This window comes from Desulfosarcina variabilis str. Montpellier (assembly GCF_048565275.1).
Lineage (GTDB): Bacteria > Desulfobacterota > Desulfobacteria > Desulfobacterales > Desulfosarcinaceae > Desulfosarcina > Desulfosarcina variabilis.
Window position 1 is genome coordinate 1897704 of record NZ_CP159846.1, and the last position, 17915, is coordinate 1915618.

19 protein-coding genes are annotated in these 17915 nt (G+C 54.9%); 16 read left to right on the top strand and 3 right to left on the bottom strand.

Annotation, left to right across the window (positions count from 1 at the left end):
• The first annotated feature begins 136 nt into the window (after nucleotides 1-136).
• The 16 genes from Dvar_RS08365 to Dvar_RS08440 all read left to right on the top strand — a co-directional run bounded on the left by Dvar_RS08365 (nucleotide 137) and on the right by Dvar_RS08440 (nucleotide 13645).
• Nucleotides 137-658, top strand: coding sequence for an RsbRD N-terminal domain-containing protein (locus tag Dvar_RS08365; protein WP_419661236.1), 522 nt, complete (start codon nucleotides 137-139; stop codon nucleotides 656-658).
• Between the two features lie 163 nt (nucleotides 659-821).
• Entirely contained in the window at nucleotides 822-1865 is a 1044-nt protein-coding gene (gene dsrM, locus Dvar_RS08370) for a sulfate reduction electron transfer complex DsrMKJOP subunit DsrM (RefSeq protein ID WP_419661237.1), read from the top strand.
• A gap of 17 nt (nucleotides 1866-1882) precedes the next feature.
• Nucleotides 1883-3505 carry a sulfate reduction electron transfer complex DsrMKJOP subunit DsrK gene (dsrK, locus tag Dvar_RS08375; RefSeq protein WP_419661238.1) on the top strand — a complete coding sequence of 541 codons (1623 nt, stop codon included), beginning with the start codon at nucleotides 1883-1885 and terminating at the stop codon, nucleotides 3503-3505.
• A gap of 3 nt (nucleotides 3506-3508) precedes the next feature.
• Nucleotides 3509-3895, top strand: coding sequence for a sulfate reduction electron transfer complex DsrMKJOP subunit DsrJ (dsrJ, locus tag Dvar_RS08380; protein ID WP_419661239.1), 387 nt, complete (start codon nucleotides 3509-3511; stop codon nucleotides 3893-3895).
• A 2-nt stretch (nucleotides 3896-3897) separates the two neighbouring features.
• Entirely contained in the window at nucleotides 3898-4683 is a 786-nt protein-coding gene (gene dsrO, locus Dvar_RS08385) for a sulfate reduction electron transfer complex DsrMKJOP subunit DsrO (RefSeq protein WP_419661240.1), read from the top strand.
• 7 nt (nucleotides 4684-4690) lie between these two features.
• A complete protein-coding gene (gene dsrP / locus Dvar_RS08390) occupies nucleotides 4691-5848 on the top strand; it encodes a sulfate reduction electron transfer complex DsrMKJOP subunit DsrP (RefSeq protein ID WP_419661241.1) in 1158 nt (385 codons plus the stop codon).
• An 88-nt stretch (nucleotides 5849-5936) separates the two neighbouring features.
• Nucleotides 5937-6971, top strand: a complete 1035-nt coding sequence (locus tag Dvar_RS08395) for a glyceraldehyde 3-phosphate dehydrogenase NAD-binding domain-containing protein (protein ID WP_419661242.1) — start codon at nucleotides 5937-5939, stop codon at nucleotides 6969-6971.
• A gap of 209 nt (nucleotides 6972-7180) precedes the next feature.
• The gene (locus Dvar_RS08400) at nucleotides 7181-7939 is read left to right on the top strand and encodes an acyl-CoA dehydratase activase (RefSeq protein WP_419664090.1); all 759 of its coding nucleotides are present in this window, start codon (nucleotides 7181-7183) and stop codon (nucleotides 7937-7939) included.
• Nucleotides 7940-7954: 15 nt separating this feature from the next.
• Nucleotides 7955-9115, top strand: a complete 1161-nt coding sequence (locus Dvar_RS08405; protein WP_419661243.1) for a double-cubane-cluster-containing anaerobic reductase — start codon at nucleotides 7955-7957, stop codon at nucleotides 9113-9115.
• A gap of 46 nt (nucleotides 9116-9161) precedes the next feature.
• Nucleotides 9162-9929 carry an ABC transporter ATP-binding protein gene (locus tag Dvar_RS08410; RefSeq protein ID WP_419661244.1) on the top strand — a complete coding sequence of 256 codons (768 nt, stop codon included), beginning with the start codon at nucleotides 9162-9164 and terminating at the stop codon, nucleotides 9927-9929.
• Complete coding sequence (locus tag Dvar_RS08415; RefSeq protein WP_419661245.1) at nucleotides 9930-10706, top strand: ABC transporter permease; 777 nt, start codon at nucleotides 9930-9932, stop codon at nucleotides 10704-10706.
• Between the two features lie 27 nt (nucleotides 10707-10733).
• Nucleotides 10734-11336 (top strand): ABC transporter substrate-binding protein, encoded by a 603-nt coding sequence (locus Dvar_RS08420; RefSeq protein WP_419661246.1) that lies wholly within the window; start codon nucleotides 10734-10736, stop codon nucleotides 11334-11336.
• A gap of 15 nt (nucleotides 11337-11351) precedes the next feature.
• Nucleotides 11352-11744: an ABC transporter substrate-binding protein gene (locus tag Dvar_RS08425; RefSeq protein WP_419661247.1), complete on the top strand. Its 393-nt coding sequence runs from the start codon at nucleotides 11352-11354 to the stop codon at nucleotides 11742-11744.
• Between the two features lie 58 nt (nucleotides 11745-11802).
• A complete protein-coding gene (locus tag Dvar_RS08430) occupies nucleotides 11803-12261 on the top strand; it encodes a hypothetical protein (RefSeq protein ID WP_419661248.1) in 459 nt (152 codons plus the stop codon).
• A 337-nt stretch (nucleotides 12262-12598) separates the two neighbouring features.
• A complete protein-coding gene (locus Dvar_RS08435) occupies nucleotides 12599-13057 on the top strand; it encodes a universal stress protein (RefSeq protein ID WP_419661249.1) in 459 nt (152 codons plus the stop codon).
• Between the two features lie 12 nt (nucleotides 13058-13069).
• On the top strand, nucleotides 13070-13645 hold the full coding sequence (locus Dvar_RS08440) for a GAF domain-containing protein (protein WP_419661250.1): 576 nt from the start codon (nucleotides 13070-13072) through the stop codon (nucleotides 13643-13645).
• 124 nt (nucleotides 13646-13769) lie between these two features.
• Here Dvar_RS08440 and Dvar_RS08445 read toward each other — a convergent pair whose 3' ends face one another.
• From Dvar_RS08445 to Dvar_RS08455, 3 genes are read right to left on the bottom strand one after another with little or no spacing between them, the layout of a single operon-like run.
• Entirely contained in the window at nucleotides 13770-16040 is a 2271-nt protein-coding gene (locus Dvar_RS08445; protein ID WP_419661251.1) for a xanthine dehydrogenase family protein molybdopterin-binding subunit, read from the bottom strand.
• A 60-nt stretch (nucleotides 16041-16100) separates the two neighbouring features.
• On the bottom strand, nucleotides 16101-16979 hold the full coding sequence (locus tag Dvar_RS08450; protein ID WP_419661252.1) for an FAD binding domain-containing protein: 879 nt from the start codon (nucleotides 16977-16979) through the stop codon (nucleotides 16101-16103).
• 5 nt (nucleotides 16980-16984) lie between these two features.
• Nucleotides 16985-17476: a (2Fe-2S)-binding protein gene (locus tag Dvar_RS08455; RefSeq protein ID WP_419661253.1), complete on the bottom strand. Its 492-nt coding sequence runs from the start codon at nucleotides 17474-17476 to the stop codon at nucleotides 16985-16987.
• Nucleotides 17477-17915: the final 439 nt, after the last annotated feature.

Here is a 17915-nt window from a genome sequence, read left to right on the forward strand (position 1 = left end):
ATAGATTCGTGCTTGAATTTGGCTGATTTCCAGCCGTTGCACTAGATTTCCACCAAAATAATCCGAACCGACAAGTTGAGGTTGATATAAGGGCATTCGTGTTTGCTTTGCGGATGTCACTGGGGTGAAACCGTAGATGAGTTCAGCACACACACTGGCGGCTAAAAAACAAGAGATCCTGAAAAGCTGGTTCCAGGTCACTGTTGACTCTTACCCGCCCGATACGGCGCGTTTTCTCAAGAGTCAAAAAGATCCCTTTGCCAATCCGGTGGGACAGACCACCCACCAAAGCCTTGAGATGTTATTGGACTGCCTGATAACGGGAAAAGGGCGCGAGGAGATGACCGCTGCCCTGGATCCGATTCTGAGAATTCGGGCCGTTCAGTCGTTTTCTCCATCCAAGGCCACGGCGTTTATTTTCTCCCTGAAAATGATCATCCATCAGCACGTAACGGGTCTTGGTGGTGATAAAAACCCGAATATCAATGCGTTGAACCAACAAATCGACGAGATGGCGATGGTGGCGTTTGATATTTATGTGGCGTGTCGGGAAAAAATTTATGAACTCAAGGCGACGGAATCCAGAAATCAGTTTTTTAGCTCATTAAAGCGAGCGGGTTTGATTGATGAAACCGAGGCAGACGGGCCCGGTTTCTGAATTTTTTTTAATCTTTCGATCAGGCATCCGGCAGCGGTTGTGAATTTACCGAGCCCTCTTTTCAGGGTGCTTTTCATGCCAGCAGTGGTATGGAAAAATAACGGCAAGGGGGCTTTGCGTAAAAAGCTAAATCTGCCAGGGCCAAGGAGTGAGGTGCGGTTCGATGAATAAAAATTACATGGTTAGCCTCATAGCGGTTATCGTGCTGTTCCTGATCGCCTATGTGGGTACGCAGCAGGGGGCGGGCCTGCAGATGGTTTTCGCCATCATTGTGCCCTATCTGGCGGTGATTCTATTCGTTGTGGGGTTTGCCCGCCGCGTGATGGGTTGGGCTCGCTCGGCGGTGCCCTTCCGAATTACCACCACTTGTGGGCAGCAGCCATCCCTGCCTTGGTTTAAACAGGCCAAAATCGACAACCCGTCATCCACAGTAGGTGTTGTTATTCGGATGTTCCTGGAGATTGTCTGCTTTCGGTCCCTTTTCCGCAATTCTCGGATGAAATTGAGGGGCGGGCCTCACCTGACCTATCAACTGGAGTTGTTTTTGTGGATCGGGGCACTGGCGTTTCACTATGCGTTTTTCGCTATTGTTGTCAGGCATTTGCGCTTTTTTACGGAACCGGTGCCGTTTTTCGTGACCCTGACCGAAAATTTGGACAGTTTTTTCCGTACCGAGGTGCTTTACGATGCCGTTCAATGGGGGCTGCCGGGTATCTACATTTCCGGGTTTGTCCTGCTGGTTGCGGCGCTTTACCTGTTCCTGCGCCGGGTGTTCATTCCTCAGGTGCGTTACATCTCCCTGGTGGCTGATTTCTTCCCCTTGTTCCTGATTATGGGGATTGCCCTTTCCGGGATTTTCATGCGCTATTTTACCAAAGTGGATATCGTTGCCATTAAAGAGTTGACCATGGGACTCGTGACCTTCAGACCCACGATTCCCGACGGGATCAGCGCGGTTTTCTTTGCCCACGTGTTTCTGGTCAGCGTCCTGTTGGCTTATTTTCCGTTCAGCAAGCTGATGCATCTGGGCGGGATTTTCCTCAGCCCGACTCGCAACATGACCGGCAACAGCCGGCAGGTCCGGCACGTGAACCCCTGGAATTATCCGGTCAAGGTTCATACCTATGACGAGTATGAAGACGATTTTAGAGAAAAAATGGTCGAAGCCGGCCTTCCGGTCGTAAAAATGCCCGAAGAACAGGCGTAAGATAAAAGGAGCAGATAATGGCAGATGAGCTGATCACAACCGATGAACTATTGTCAAAGATAGATCATCGTCCGTCCGGCACTGGTTGGATGGACACGCCCGTGGATATTCGTAAAGGGATGTACTGCTACGCATCCAACCCCAAGAGCGTCGAAACCCTGAGTCTTCCAAACGCGCGAGCCTGGAATCCACTGGATGACGATTGGAAGCTTCCTGATAACTGGAAGCAGATTCTTTTAGAGGGATTCCGTGAACGCTTGGAAAAATTCCGGTCCTTCAAGGTGTTCATGGACATTTGTGTGCGTTGCGGGGCGTGCGCCGACAAGTGTCATTTCTTTATCGGTACCGGCGATCCCAAGAACATGCCGGTGCTCAGGGCGGAGTTGTTACGCAGTGTCTACCGCAACGACTTCACCAAGGTCGGCAAGATCCTGGGACGTTTTGCCGGTGCCCGACCCATGACCCTGGATGTCCTTAAAGAATGGTGGTACTACCTGTTTCAATGCACCGAGTGTCGCCGCTGTTCGGTATTCTGCCCCTATGGCATCGATACCGCTGAAATCACCATCATGGGCCGTGAACTGCTCAATTTGCTGGGCCTGAATATCGACTGGATTGCCACCCCGGTATCCAATTGTTATATGACCGGTAACCATCTGGGGATCCAGCCGCATGCCTTCAAGGATATGCTCGATTTCTTTGTCGAGGATATCGAGGAGATTACCGGCGTTCAGGTAAATCCCGCCTATATGGAAAAGGACGCCGACATCCTTTTTATCACCCCATCCGGCGATGTATTTGCCGACCCGGGTACCTACACCTGTATGGGCTACATGATTCTTTTTCACTACCTGAAAGAGAAATACGGCCTGAAAATCACCTGGAGCACCTATGCCTCCGAGGGTGGCAACTTTGGTTTTTTCACCTCCCACGAAACCATGAAACGGCTTAATTCCAAGATGTATGCCGAGGCCAAGCGCCTGGGCGTCAAATGGATTCTGGGCGGTGAATGTGGTCATATGTGGCGCGTGATCCACCAGTACATGGACACCATGAACGGCCCTGCTGACTTCCTCGAAGAGCCGGTCAACCCCATTACCGGCACCAAGTTTGAAAATGCCAGCTCGACCAAGATGGTGCATATCGCCGAGTTCACCGCCGATTTGATCAAACACGACAAGCTGGAGCTGGATCCCAGTCGTAACGACAACAAAATTGTTACGTTTCATGACTCCTGCAACCCCGCCCGGGGCATGGGCCTTCTGGACGAACCCCGGTATGTGCTGGAGAAGGTGGCCAACAATTTCTATGAAATGCCGGCCGGCACCATTCGTGAGCAGACCTTCTGCTGCGGTAGCGGAGCGGGCCTCAACGCCGGTGAGAACATGGAACTGCGCATGGCTGGCGGCTTCCCGCGGGCCAACGCCGTCAAGTACGTCCACGACAAATTTGGCGTGAACATGCTGGCCTGTGTGTGCGCCATCGACCGCGCTGCATTTCCTGCATCCATGGAATACTGGGTGCCGGAGGTTGATGTGACCGGGCTCCACGAACTGGTGGCCAACGCCCTGATTCTGCCTGGGGAAAAGGAAAGAGAAACCGACTTGCGCGGCGAGCCGTTGCCGGGAATGGAGGAGTAACCGATGAAGGACAAGAAAAAGATTCTCGCGGGACTGGTTGTTTTTATCGCCGTCATTACTTTTCCCTTCTGGTTCAACATGGGAAAAGCGGCCCCCGCTCCGGAGCTCGTGTTGACCGCCAAAGCCAAAGCCGCCAAGACCTGCGTTATGCCGACCGAGTTCATGAAGGCCGAGCATATGCAGCTTCTGGACGTATGGCGGCACAACGTGGTCAGAGGGGCCGAGCGGATGTTCGTCAGCCCCGACGGCAAGCTTTACAACATGAGTCTTTCCAATACCTGTCTGGACTGTCATTCCAACAAGGCCGAATTTTGTGACCGGTGCCACGATTATGCATCTGTAAGGCCCTATTGCTGGGATTGCCACATAGATAACCCAAAAGGAGAATAGGTATGAAAAACAGCAGAAGACGCTTTCTTCAGATAGCTGGCGTTTCCGCGCTGGGTCTTGGGGCAACACCCGTACTCAATGCCTTTGCTTCTGAAGCCGGTAAAGGGCCCGGTTATCATATTGCCAAGGGAGAAGATGCCCAAACGGCCAAACAATGGGCCATGGTCATCGATACCCGCAAGCTGCAAACCGCTGAAGCGCTTGAGCCCATTATCGAGGCCTGCAACAAGGTTCATAACGTCCCCACGACCATCGAGAACAAAAACCAGGAAATCAAATGGATCTGGGAATCCCATTACCACAATGCGTTTCCGGACAAGACCAATAATTTTCTCAACGAAGAGGTCGAGCATCGGCCCTTTCTGCTCTTGTGTAACCACTGCGAGAACCCGCCCTGTGTGCGGGCCTGCCCGACCAAGGCGACCTTCAAGAACGACAACGGTATCGTGATGATGGATTTCCACCGTTGCATCGGTTGTCGCTTCTGTATGGCTGCCTGTCCCTTTGGTGCACGGAGTTTTAACTTCCGCGATCCGCGGCCGTTCATCAAGGATGAAAACAAGGAATTCCCCACCCGCATGAAGGGTGTGGTCGAAAAATGCAACTTCTGTGCGGAACGGCTGGCCGTTGGCAAGATGCCGGCCTGTGTGGAGGCCTCCAACGGTGCCATCGCTTTTGGCGATTTGTACGATGAAAACTCGGAGGTCCGGAAGCTGTTGAAGGAAAACTACACCATCAGGCGGAAGCAGACCCTGGGAACAGAGCCGTCCGTCTACTACATCGTGTGAGGTGAGCATGCTTGAATTAGCCGTAAAAGGAAATAAATGGTACTGGGGATGGATGATCGTCCTTTTGGGTATCATCGGGGCCGGTTTCGGACTCTACCTGATGCAGCTCAAGTTCGGTCTCGGTATCACCGGCATGAGCCGGGATGTCTCCTGGGGATTTTATATCGCCAATTTTACCTATCTGGTTGGTGTGGCCGCCGGAGGCGTGATGGTGGTCTTGCCCTATTACTTGCATGACTATAAGGCTTACGGAAAAATTACCATTTTAGGGGAATTTCTGGCCATCGCCTCCATCGTCATGTGTCTGCTTTTCATCATTATCGACCTTGGGCAGCCCATGCGCGCACTGAACGTGCTCCTTTATCCGACGCCCAACAGTGTGCTGTTTTACGATGCCATCGTGCTCAATGGCTACCTCTTCCTCAACCTGGTCATTGGTTGGAACGTGCTGGAATCCGAGCGTAACGGTGTTCACTACCAGGGGTGGCTGAAACCGCTGATCTACATTTCCATCCCCTGGGCTGTGAGTATTCATACGGTAACGGCCTACCTGTACTGTGGTCTGCCCGGACGTCACTTTTGGCTGACCGCCATCCTGGCCCCCCGGTTTCTGTCCTCCGCCTTTGCCGCGGGTCCGGCCTTGTTGATTCTGCTGTGCCTGTTCATCCGGCGCTACACCAATTTCGACCCAGGCAGGGAACAGATCCAATCGCTGGCCAAAACCGTGGCCTACGCCATCTCCATCAATGTCTTCTTTTTCCTGTGTGAAGTCTTTGTGGCGTTCTACAGCAACATTCCCGGCCATACCACGCATCTTAAATATCTGTTTGCCGGCGTGCACGGCCATGGCGCCCTGGTGCCGTGGATGTGGGCCTCCATGATCCTGATGGCAGCGGGGATTGTGCTGACGGTTACACCGGCCACGCGCAAGAACGAAAGCTCGCTGATGATCGCCTGCATCGTGATTATCCTGGGAACCTGGATCGACAAGGGCCTGGGCATGATCTCGGGTGGGTTCGTGCCCAACCCCATGCACGAGGTCACCGAGTACGCCCCCACCACCCCGGAAATCGGCATCACCATTGGGGTTTACGCCATTGGTGCCCTGGTGCTGACCGTGCTGTATAAAATGGCCGTGGGCGTTAAAGAAGAAGTGCATGGCTAAACGCCAGCGCTAAATAAAAATAAATGAATTCAGATGGCGGGGAGACTTCTTCCCGCCATTTTTTTACCACGATTGGAAATGAGTCGCCGTGTCAACATCGACTGCCTATATTCGCTGCGCGATTAATGGATATGGTCGCATCGGCAGAAGCATCGCCCGCGCGCTTTACGAATATCGCCGCTGGCCGATCAAGATCGTTGCCATCAACGATCTGGCCGCACCGGAAACGATTGCCCATCTGACCCGTTTTGATTCCACCCACGGCCGGTTTCCAATGCCCGTCAAGCGGGAAGACGCCTGCCTGAGCATTGCCGGGGACCGGATTCAGCTGTTGCGGCAGGCACGGCCGTCACGGCTGGTATGGAAAGAACTGTCCGTTGATATCGTGCTTGAATGCACCGGCCGGATGAATAGCCGAAACGAAGTTGGGAGCCACCTGGATGCCGGCGCCGGCAAAGTCCTGATCTCCAACCCGGCCGATGATCAAGTGGACGCCACGGTGGTCTACGGCGTGAATCATCATCTGATCAGCGGAAAAGAAACCGTCGTTTCCAATGCCTCCTGCACCTCCAACTGCATCATCCCGGCGATTGTCACCCTGGACGAGGCCTTTGGCATTGTTTGTGGCAACATTACGACCATTCACTCGGCCATGAACGATCAGCCGGTGATCGACTCCTGCCATCCGGATTTGCGCCTCTGCCGTGCCGCCGGTCCATCCATCGTTCCTGTGACCACCCATTTGGACAAGGGTATTGAACGGATTCTGCCCCACCTGAAAGGCTGCTTTACCACCACGGCCGTGCGGGTGCCCACGCAAAACGTGACCGCCATGGACGTGAATGTGCGCCTGGCCCGGCCGGTGACCGTCGATGCACTCAACCAGGCGCTAACGTCGGCTTCAGCCCAGCGATTCCACGGCGTCCTGGAGTATTGCGATATTCCTTTGGCCTCCATTGACTTTAACCATGACCCGCATTCATGCATTGTCGATGGGACCCAGACCCGGGTCAGCGGCGGCGACCTGGCCAAGGTGCTGCTGTGGTGCGACAATGAATGGGGCTTTGCCAACCGCATGCTGGACACGACCTGTGCGCTGTTTGCCGTTGATAGCCTTGATTAAGCCGTATAAGCCGTTAACGCGATGACTTAAAAAAGCAATCCAAACTCTCCCCGTCATAGAAAGAATCGATTTTTTTTATTCCTATCTTTTATGCTATTCAGGCGGCCGTACGTCTCGGATACAGACTGTTTTTGTGCCGAACACGGGCTGTCCGTTTTGTGATTTCATTTCCCAACCCCAAAATAAAAAAATGACCTATATTTGCCGGAATTGATGTTGGTTCGCGAACCACCAAAGTAGTCCTTATGAGCGATCAGCAAATGATTGCCAGTGGCGTGATTCCAACCGGCGCGAATTCAGCCGGGGCGGCCCAAAAGACGCTTCATTTGGCCTGCGAGCGGGCTGGGTGTCCCCGCAAGAAGATTCAGCGCATCGTCGGAACCGGATATGGACGGGTGTCACTGGACTTCGTTGATAAAACCATCACCGAGCTGACCTGCCATGCCAAGGGATGCCATTTCATTAACACTGCCGTTCGCACCGTACTGGACATCGGCGGACAGGATAGCAAGGTGATCCGTGTCGATGACGCCGGAAACATGACCGACTTTATTATGAACGACAAATGCGCGGCCGGAACCGGTCGGTTTCTCGAGGTGGTCGCTCAGGCGCTTGAAATCGATCTTGATGCTCTGGGCGACTTGTCCCTTGAAGCCGGGCGGCCATGCAAGATCAATAGCACCTGCTCGGTGTTTGCCGAGTCCGAGGTGGTTTCGCTTTTGGCCAAGGGAGAACATCGCGCCAATATTGTTGCCGGTATCAACCGGTCCTTTGCCACGCGCATCGGCAACATGGTCAAGCGATTAGGCATTTCAGGGGAGATGGTTTTCGTGGGCGGGGTGGCCAAAAACCACGGACTCGTTGATGCCTTGTCCGATTTTATGCAGACCCATTTTCTTAAGTTAGATGTTGATCCGCAGATTATGGGGGCGTTAGGGGCGGCCGTAATGGCCCGGCAACTTGCCTAACAGCAGGAGAATCGCATGACATTTAAAGTCAGCCAGACCATCCAGGATGTCCATACCAATCTGGCCCTCTCGCTGGAGATGGCCAAGGACGAGGGCACCAAGGTGGTGGGGTGTCTGTGCTCATACAGCCCCACCGAACTGATCCTGGCCGCGGGTGCCGTACCCGTGGGCCTGTGTGGCTCTACCCAGGATCCCATTGCCAAGGCGGAAGAGATTCTCTCGCCCGACCAGTGCCCCAAGGTCAAAGCCACCTTTGGCCGGGCCATTTCCGGTACTTGTCCGCTTTTCCCGCTGGCGGACTGCATCATTGCTGAAACCACCTGCGATGGGCGCAAGAAAATGTATGAACTGCTGGCCCGTCATGTTCCTTTGCAGGTGATGGACCTGCCCCAGAAACCCGATCGCCCGGCGGCGCTTGAGCATTGGATTGCCGAAGTGCGCGAGGCCAAGGCTTTTCTCGAAGCCCAGCTGGGGGTGACCATCACCGATGATGACCTGCGGCGGGCGATCGTGATGGGCAACCGGCAGCGCCAGTTGATTACCGAGCTTTACTACTTGCGGCAGCATGATCCGTCGCCGATCATGGGCCTGGATTTCATCAATATCATGACCCAGCTGCGCTATTATGTGGACTTTGAGCGCTACATCCGGACCCTGGCGGAATTTCGCGACGAACTGGCCCAGCGTGTTCAAGACCGGCAGTTTGCCTATACGGAGCCGCGGCCGCGAATCCTGTGGACCGGCCTGGGCAACAGCCTGGGATGCAGCAAACTGCTCGAGCTGATCGAGGATAGCGGCGGTGTCGTGGTCTGCCAGGAGGGCTGCGGCGGGGTGACGCGCACCGAGGATCAAATCACCCTGGCCGATGATGAAGACCCCATCGTGGCCATTGCCCGGCGCTACCTGCGGGTCACTTGCGCCTGTATGACGCCCAATGGACAGCGCTTTGATGATCTGGAACGGTTGATCGATGAATTTCGCATCGACGGTGTGGTTGACCTGGCTTGGCAGTTCTGCCAGCCTTTTGAAATCGAGTCCTACCGGGTGCGCGAACTGGTCAAGGGCAAGCTGGGCCTGCCGTTTTTGCACGTGGTCACGGATTACTCCCAGTCGGACACGGAACAGCTGCGCGTGCGCGTCGAAGGGTTCATGGAACAGATCGCCGTCAGGAACTAGGATGGACGAATCCGTCTGAAATGCGACTTTTTACGAGTTGATCAAGATGACTTTTATCAGTGCCCGCAATATAAAAAAGGTGTTCAACGGCAAGAAAAACGGCAACGCCACGCTGGCCGTCAGCGGGCTTAATTTGACGATCCGCAAAAAGGAATTTGTCACCATCATTGGTCCCAGCGGGTGCGGCAAGTCCACTTTTTTGCTGATGGTTGCCGGTCTCGAGAAGCCTACCGCCGGTGCGCTGACCATCGACGGGAAAGCCGTCAACGGGCCGGACGGACAGCGGGCCATTGTTTTTCAGGAGTATCTGCTTTTTCCCTGGAAAACGGTCAAGGGCAATATCGAATTCGGACCGGAACTGAAAAACATTCCCAAATCCGAATACCAGGATATCAGCCGGCAGCTGATCCGGCTCGTGGGGCTGGAAGGCTTTGAAAACCGCTACCCCCATGAGCTGTCCGGCGGCATGCAACAGCGTGTGGCCATTGCCCGGGCCCTGGCCAACCGGCCCAACGTGCTGCTCATGGATGAACCCTTTGGGTCATTGGACCTGTTGACCCGGGAAAGCCTGCAATTGGAGTTGCAGAACATCTGGGAAGAAGCCCGCTGCACGGTTCTGTTCGTGACCCATAGCATCACCGAGGCCATTTTTCTGGCCGATCGGGTAGTGGTGATGAGCAAGCGGCCGGGAACGATCAAAAGCGTTTTTCCCATCGATCTTGCACGTCCCCGGACACGGGATGTTTATACCACCCGGCGTTTCCGCGACTATGAAGCCGCCATCAAAGCCAGTGTCTGGGAAGAGGTGCGGTAGATGGTGATCAACGAGCGAACCAAACGGCTGCTGTCCCCCATGCTTGTGCTGATCGTCTGGGAAGTCATTACCAGTGCCGGATGGGTCGAAAGCTGGTTTCTACCCGTGCCCACCGAGGTGCTGAAAACCCTTTATCAGATGACCATTTCCGGTGAACTGCTCGAGCATACGGCTATCAGCATGGGCCGGGCCATTACCGGCTATGCGCTGGCCGCCGTCGTGGGCATCAGCCTGGGGCTGCTCATCGCCTGGTCCACGATCATCGAGGATTTCTTCGACCCGTTGATCGAACTGTTGCGACCCCTGTCGACCTTTGCCCTGATTCCCATTGTTTTTCTCTGGTTCGGGATCGGCAATGTGTCCAAGGTCATTATCATTTTCAAATCCTGCTTTTTCCCCATTGTGCTCAACACCATTGCCGGGATCAAGGGGGTCGACCAGAAGCTGATTCGGGCGGCCCGTTCCCTGGGCGCTTCCGGCCATCAATTGTGGACCCGGGTGCTGATTCCATCGGCGCTGCCCACGATCATCACCGGCTTGCGTATTTCAACGGCGATTTCCATGATGGCCCTGGTGGGGGTGGAGATGCTGGCCAGTGATTCGGGCCTCGGATTTTTAGTGATCGATGCCCAGCGCACCTTTGATACTGAACGTGTTTTTGCCGGGATCATTGTGCTTTCCCTGCTGGGATTTTCGCTGGACCGCCTGGCGCGCTACCTGCAATCCCGGATGCTCAGTTGGCACGATGAAACCTCTTTAGGCGGCCATAGTGCCTGATATGAGAATCGTTGAAAGGAGAATTTCATGCAGCGACAAGTGAAACGGACGCTATTCAGTCGATGCCTGTTGTTATCCATTGTCGTGCTGCTGGTCGCTGGTTCGCCGGTTGGGGCCAAGGCTGACGGCGGCGGCGACCTGCCGGTGGTCAAAGTCGTGTACTGGCGCAGCATCGACGATCTGCCCCTTTATGCGGGGGTCGAGAAGGGCTATTTTGAGGCCGCCGGCATCAAGGTTAAGCTGGAATTCATCAAGGGCGAAGAAAACGCCCTGGCCGGGGTGATTCGCGGGGATGTGGATGCCGGGTATATCTCGCTTGCCTCGCTGATCAAACTGGCCGAGCGCAAGGCGCCCATCAAGGTCGTGATGTGGATGGGGCACGCGCATCCCGGCACCAAATGCGGTATTCATGTCGGCGCTCAGACGGGTTACCAGAGCCTGGCCGATGTCAAGGGCATGCGCCTGGCCTCTTCAGGCAGCATCAATTCAAAGACCATGTTGACGCACGCCCTGGCCAAGGGCGGGCACACCATGAAGGACATCAGGGCCCTGTGGGGCGGTACCCCGGACAATCCCATGCAGTACGAGGCAGCGCTCCGTTCCGGCGGGATCGACGGGTTCATCGTCTGAGATCCCCTGGCAGCCATGCTGGAGTCGCATGGAGCAAGTCGTATCCTGGCATCGTTTCACGATATCGTTCCCAACTGGATTTTTGCCGGTCTTTACTTTTCGCAGAAATATATCGATCAGCACCCGGATAACATCCGCAAAATTGCAGACGGCCTGGTCAAGGCCTATGATTTTATCGCCACCCATGAGACCGAGGCTCGGCGCTTTTTGCCCAAGTACACCAATGTAGAGGAAGGCTTGTGCATGATCGCCGCCTTGCGTGAATACGCCCCTATCGAACCCATGGAGCGCATCAACCAGCAGCGCGACCTCATGGTTGAGTATGGATACATAAAATCCAAGATTTCCATCGATCACATGCTCGATTACCGTTTTGTTCCCCATGCGCTGAGGCAGGAGACGAATTGAGAGGCAATTGTTTTTAGGTGCGGGGCAAATTCGATACCCCATAAGGGAGATGATGGTGATGAGAAAAAGCAAATGGATGTGGATCGGGGTGATGGTCAGCCTGTTGACGGTGCCGGCTTTCGCCCAGGCCGGCTCCCGGTATACGGATGGGTTCCGCGGCATTGCGTGGGGGACCCACAAAGATCAACTGCCGGATCTGGGCCTCAGCAAAAAGGCCCTGGGAAGAATATACAAATCCGGGCCATCGGCGGTCATGTTTATGGAAGGCCAGGGAAATCTGGCCATGGATTTTAGCGGCGTTGCGCTCAAATCCATTTTTTTGCGATTCGAGGACCAGCGCTTTAGCGGGGCGGATTTGATTTTCAGCCCGGCCGACCGAGCTAAAATTCATTCGGTCCTGGCGGTGGAAATGGGCAGCCAGGGCAAGTCGCGCGATGGTGCGGTTCAGTGGACTGCGGCAGGACTGGTAATTGAGTTGACCGAGCGTGAATTGCTCGTTGCCCATCACCCCCGCTGACTGCCTATTGCCCATCCAGAAACGACGGCTCTCACCTGATTTCAAGGCGGGCGAGATTCACCATTTTTTGGACGGATACTAACAATACCGTCCGATCGCGTCGCTTCCCTTTTTTATTTGACAGGCCTTTCCGGCCATTTTAGCATAGAATATATAGCCGCAGACATCGGTTTGGTTATTTTGTCGCTTCCGATGCGAGCGTTCCCAACCCCTGACTGAGCCACTGCGAGGCTAGTTTCCTTGTTCCTTTTTCAATCTGAAACCGCTTTTTGAGCCCTGTCTTGTTGTTCGGTGTGCGGCGAATCCGTTAACCGTTTTAACAGGAAAGGAGGGCGCCATGGCAATGTTTCGGATACTTTTGCCATACAACTACTCCCCTAACGATCAAAAGGCCATTCGTTTCGCCATTGAGACCTTTGCCGGCCAAAAGGATGTCCAGCTCACGCTCTTCCATGTTTATACGCCACTGCCGGCCATTGACGTGAAGGCCAATCCCGAAAATTTGAAATTGAGAAGCGGTATGCATTTTCTGGCATCGGAACTCAAAGAGAGGGAAGCGGCCCTGGAGACGGTACGGGAGATGCTGGTGGAGAGCGGATTCGACAGCGCTAATGTGACCTGTGTGTTTAAAAAGCGAAAAAAGAGTGCGGCCGAAGAGATCATCGATGCCGCAGAGGGCTGCAATGTGCTGGTGCTGAGCCGGGGGGCGGGCAAAGTAACCCATTTTTTTACGCGCAGCATTTACGCTCGTGTTATCGGCGCCATGAGCGGAGTCACCATCTGTGTCGCCACCTGAAAGGAGGAACCCATGGCATCTGAAACCAAGATCAACATCGACATCTTTAAATCCGTGACCCGGGCCATCGCCTACAGTGAAGACCTTGACATCATGAGCAATCACCTGTCCCAAATGCTTACCGCCGGGTTGGATATCAAGGGCTGTGCGATTTTCGTGCTCAATGCGGTGACCGAGGAGCTAGAAATTTTGGCCAGCTTCGGCCTGTCGGCCAAATATCTGACCAAGGGACCGCTCAATATGCCCAAAAGCATCACCGAGACCTTTCAGGGCAAGCCGGTGGTCATTCCCGATTTAAGTGAAAAAATCACCAGCCTGCAATATCCTGAGGAAGCACGCAAAGAAGGCATCGCCTCCATTGTTTCCTTGCCCATCGTCCATCTGTCGGAGGTAATCGGCGTTTTGCGGTTGTATCATTTCGAACCGTGGACGGTATCGGATCAGGACCTGGAGTCACTGCAGATTCTGGCCGGGATCGTTGGGCTGGCCATGACCTATACGCGATTTCACAACGCGGTGCATGCCATCGCCGAGGTGGTGGGGCATACCTTTCAGGTGGAGTTGACGGCCAAACTGGGCAGACGTTAAAGCGCCTGCCTAAAAACCCTGTTCCAGGCCTTTTTGATCAGGCGCGGTCCAGCGTTTTTAAACAGGCGCTTTGGGGGTGGGGTGGGGGGTGGCTTTAATGGCGGCCACCCACCTTTAGGGTTTTCTATAGTTTACCGGTTCCCTTGAGTACTTTTTCAGGGGTAATGGGAAGGTCCGTGCACCGGAATCCCGTAGCATGGTACACGGCGTCGGCAATGGCCGGTGCCGTTGGGGAAACCAGACCTTCGCCGGCTTCCTTGGCGCCCATGGGGCCTTCCTCTTCGTAGGTATCGATGCACACCGAATTGCTTGGTGGCATATCCATGGCATGGGGCATTTTGTAGTCCAGGAAGTTCGTGTTGAGGGTCTTGCCACCGTCCATGACGAAATTCTCGGACAGGGCGTATCCCAGTCCCATCTGGATGGAACCTTCCAGCTGACCTTCCACAGACATATGGTTGATCACCGTCCCGCAGTCGTGGGCCGTGTTCATCTGTTTGACCTGGATCTGGCCGGTTTCCTGATCCACGTTGATCTCGGCCACCTGGGCACCGAAACTGAAGGCCGGGCTGACCAGGCCCTTGTCCCTGGGGGTGTAGTAGCCCCGGGCGACCACCGGCTCGCCGCGCTGCATTTTCTGCACAAAGGCCACTGCTTCGCCAATGCTCATGCCACGATCCGGCTTACCTTTGGCAAATACCCGACCGCCTTCGAATTCAATCGCAAAGATCGTGTTGAGGTTGAATTTGGCCGCGACTGCGCCGGCCAGTTTTTCCTTGATTTTATTGGCCGCATCCAGGACTGCATTGCCGTTGAACAGGGTCAAGCGGCTACCCCAGGCGCCAAGGTCGGCTTGGGGGGTGATGGCCGTATCGGCGGCGGTGATACGGATATCCTTCATCTCCAGACCCAGTGCTTCGGCCAGGATCTGGGTCATGACCGTTTCCACGCCCTGTCCGATATCGGCAGCCATAGTGAGCAGATGGGCGGTGCCGTCTTCGAACACTTTCACTTCGGCGGCCGAGAAGTTGTACTGGGTATTGAACCAGTTGAACACACCACCGGAGATGAAGCTGTAGCAGCCCACACCAATACCCTGTCCGGGTTTGGGATTATTGCGAATTTCGTCCCAGTTGCTCATTTTACGGACTTCTTCGAGGGATTCGATGAATCCGCAGCTGCTGATGGTGGCCACGCCGGGCAGGACGTCGCCGGTGACCTGGGCGTTTTTCAGGCGCAGGTCGATGGGATCGATACCCAATTCCACAGCCGCCATATTCATCTGGGTCTCGGCGGCAAACAGGGTCTGAGGTGCGCCGAATCCGCGCATGGCGGAAGCCGGCGGCTTGTTGGTGTACACATGCTCGCCCAGGTAACGGTAGTTGGGGTAGCGATAGAGCATGGCGCCGAAGTTACCGGCCAAAAAGCAGGCGGTGGGGCCCATGGCATTGTAAGCACCGCCGTCCAGGTAGATGTGCAGATCCTTGGCCACCAGGGTACCGTCTTTTTTAAAGCCCACTTTGGAGCGGATGGTCATGGGGTGACGCCGGCGGCCGGTGGCCAGTTCTTCTTCACGGGTCAGGGTGAATCTGACCGGACGACCGGTTTTCTGGGCCATGAAGGCCGAGCAGACTTCCCAGGAACGCAGCTCCATCTTGCCGCCGAACCCACCGCCCACGGTGGGTTTGATGACGCGCACGTCGTTTTCGCGCAGGCCTAACGCCGAGGCCAGCAGGCATTGGACGATATAGGGCGTCTGGGTGGAGGTCCAGATGGTGACCCGACCTTCCTGGTCCGCCTGTGAAATACAGGAGCAGGGTTCCATGTAGGCGTGGCTTTGGGCCTGGACGGTGAAGGTGTCCTCGCGGACATAATCACATTCGGTGAATGCTTTTTCCAGATCGCCGTATTCGATTTTGCGATCGATGCTGATGTTGGTCTTGTATCCGTCGTGAAGCAGCGGCGCGTCGTCTTTCAGGGCGCTTTCGATGTCGTAAACGCCGGGCAGTTCTTCGTATTCAACCTCGATCAGTTCGAGGGCCGCCTCGGCAATGTCCGGATCCGTGGCGGCCACGGCGGCTACTTCATCACCGATATAGCGTACCTTGTCGATGGCCAGGGCGTATTCATCCTGGGTTTTGGGAAACAGCCGCCAGTTGCCGGTGGTCACCTTGGGCAGATCTTCGCCGGTGATGACCAGGCGTACGCCGGGCAGGGCTGCGGCTTTACTGGTGTCGATGTTGACGATACGGGCGTGGGCCAGGGGGCTCCGGAGCAGTTTGCCGTGGAGCATGCCGGGAAGTTTGATATCGTCGGCATAAACGGCTTGTCCGGTCGCTTTGGCCTTTCCGTCGGTTCGTGGAATGTCTTTTCCGATGATATTGAACGCTTTCATAGGCAATCCTTTTATGGCTGTCGGTGCATGTGCCAACAGCGGTATGCTAACGATAGGGAATTATTGCTTCCGTTGCGCCATTTTGCGGGCATCGGTTAATGCACGGATCGTTATTACGGTAGTGACTTTATAGCGATACGCGGCAGTGGCTCTGACATCGTCGATGGGAGAGGTCTCTTCCGATGCCTTTTGGGCCGCATTGCGGATCACATCGTCGGTCAGTTCCTGGCCGATGAGCATTTTTTCAGCATCTTTGGTCCTCAGCGGTACCGGTGCACAGGCACCGACCACGATGCGGGCATCGGTGCAGCGATTACCGTCCATGGTGACTTTGGCACCCAGGCCGATGGCCGAGCAATCCAGTTGGCCGCGCTGGGAGACACTGATGTAGGCTGTTCCCGTACCCGCCGGAGGCGTGGGCACGAAAACCGAGGTGACGATTTCGCCGTCTTTAAGGGCGGTCATGCCCGGACCGCTGAAGAATTCGTCCAGGGGCATGCTGCGGGTTCCGGACGGGCCGGTGATATTGACCGTAGCGCCTAAAGCGATCAAGGTCGGGGCGTTATCCGCCGATGGCGACGCATTGCACAGGTTGCCGACCACGGTGCCCATATTGCGCACCTGGACGTTGGCGGTGGATTCAGCGGCTTCGGCAACGGTGGGATAGTGCTCGCGAATCATCGGGTCGCTGGCCACGTCGGCAAGCAGCGCGGTGGCCCCGATGGTCAATCCGCTTTTTTCGTCGAAGGTGATGGCATCCAGACCGTCAATCTTTTTCAGACTGATGATCTGCTTGGGAAACAACGCCCGGTGGCGAATTTTAACCATCAGGTCGGTGCCGCCGGCCATGACGCGTGCGTCCTTGCCGCCTTTGACCAGTGCGGCAACCGCCTCGTCTATAGTTGTTGGGGCGAGATAGTCGAAATGGGGTGCTGGCATTACCGTTATCTCCTGTCTTTTGGTTGGGATTTCATTCGTTGGCCGGCATCGGCGATCGCGTCCACGATCTTGTTATATCCGGTACAGCGGCAAAGGTTGCCGGAAATGGCCAACCGGATCTCTTTTTCATTGGGGTCGAGGTTTTTGTTGAGCAGGTTCAGGGCGGACAGTTCCATGCCGGGCGTACAGAATCCGCACTGGATGGCACCTTTCTCGATGAAGGCTTCCTGGATGGGGTGAAGTTCTTCCCCTGAGGGCGCCAGGCCTTCGACGGTGACAATTTCTTTTCCGTCAACCGCCACGGCCAGGGTCAGGCAGGAACTGATGCTTTTGCCTTCCACCATGACCGTGCAGGCGCCGCAGTCCCCAGAACCGCAGCCCAGTTTGGTTCCCGTCAGATTCAGGTCTTCGCGAAGCACCTCGTTGAGGGTTCGCCAAGGCTCAATGAAAAGGTTGTACGTGTCGCCGTTAACCTTCAGGCTGATCTCTTGTTTCATAAGTGGCTCCTACTGTGGATAAGGCTTTATGGGGTTGATAGGGGCGTTTTCCTTTGCGTGTCCGGTTTAAACGTACAGACACGTCCTTGGAGCTCCTATGGGTGAACATCCACCATCGATGTGACTATCGATAACTATTCACCACGTTGAATTTTAACATCTTAAATATCATCGTGTTGAATATTGTCAAGATAATTTTCAGTCCTGTGAAATAATCTTGATTATCTTCTAAAATCAACAGATTCTTCTTGACCACAGCGCTTTGTCAGGTAGCCCGATCGGGAATATGGACCGGTGCGGGTTTCGTTCACTATGATGAATATTTCTTTTATCATTAACTAAATGCTGAAAAGCCTTGGTAATCGTCACCAACCGGTGAGACGGGACTGCTTGACAGGAGTCGGGAGGATCTTTACCCTACCTGACAACTCGAATACTA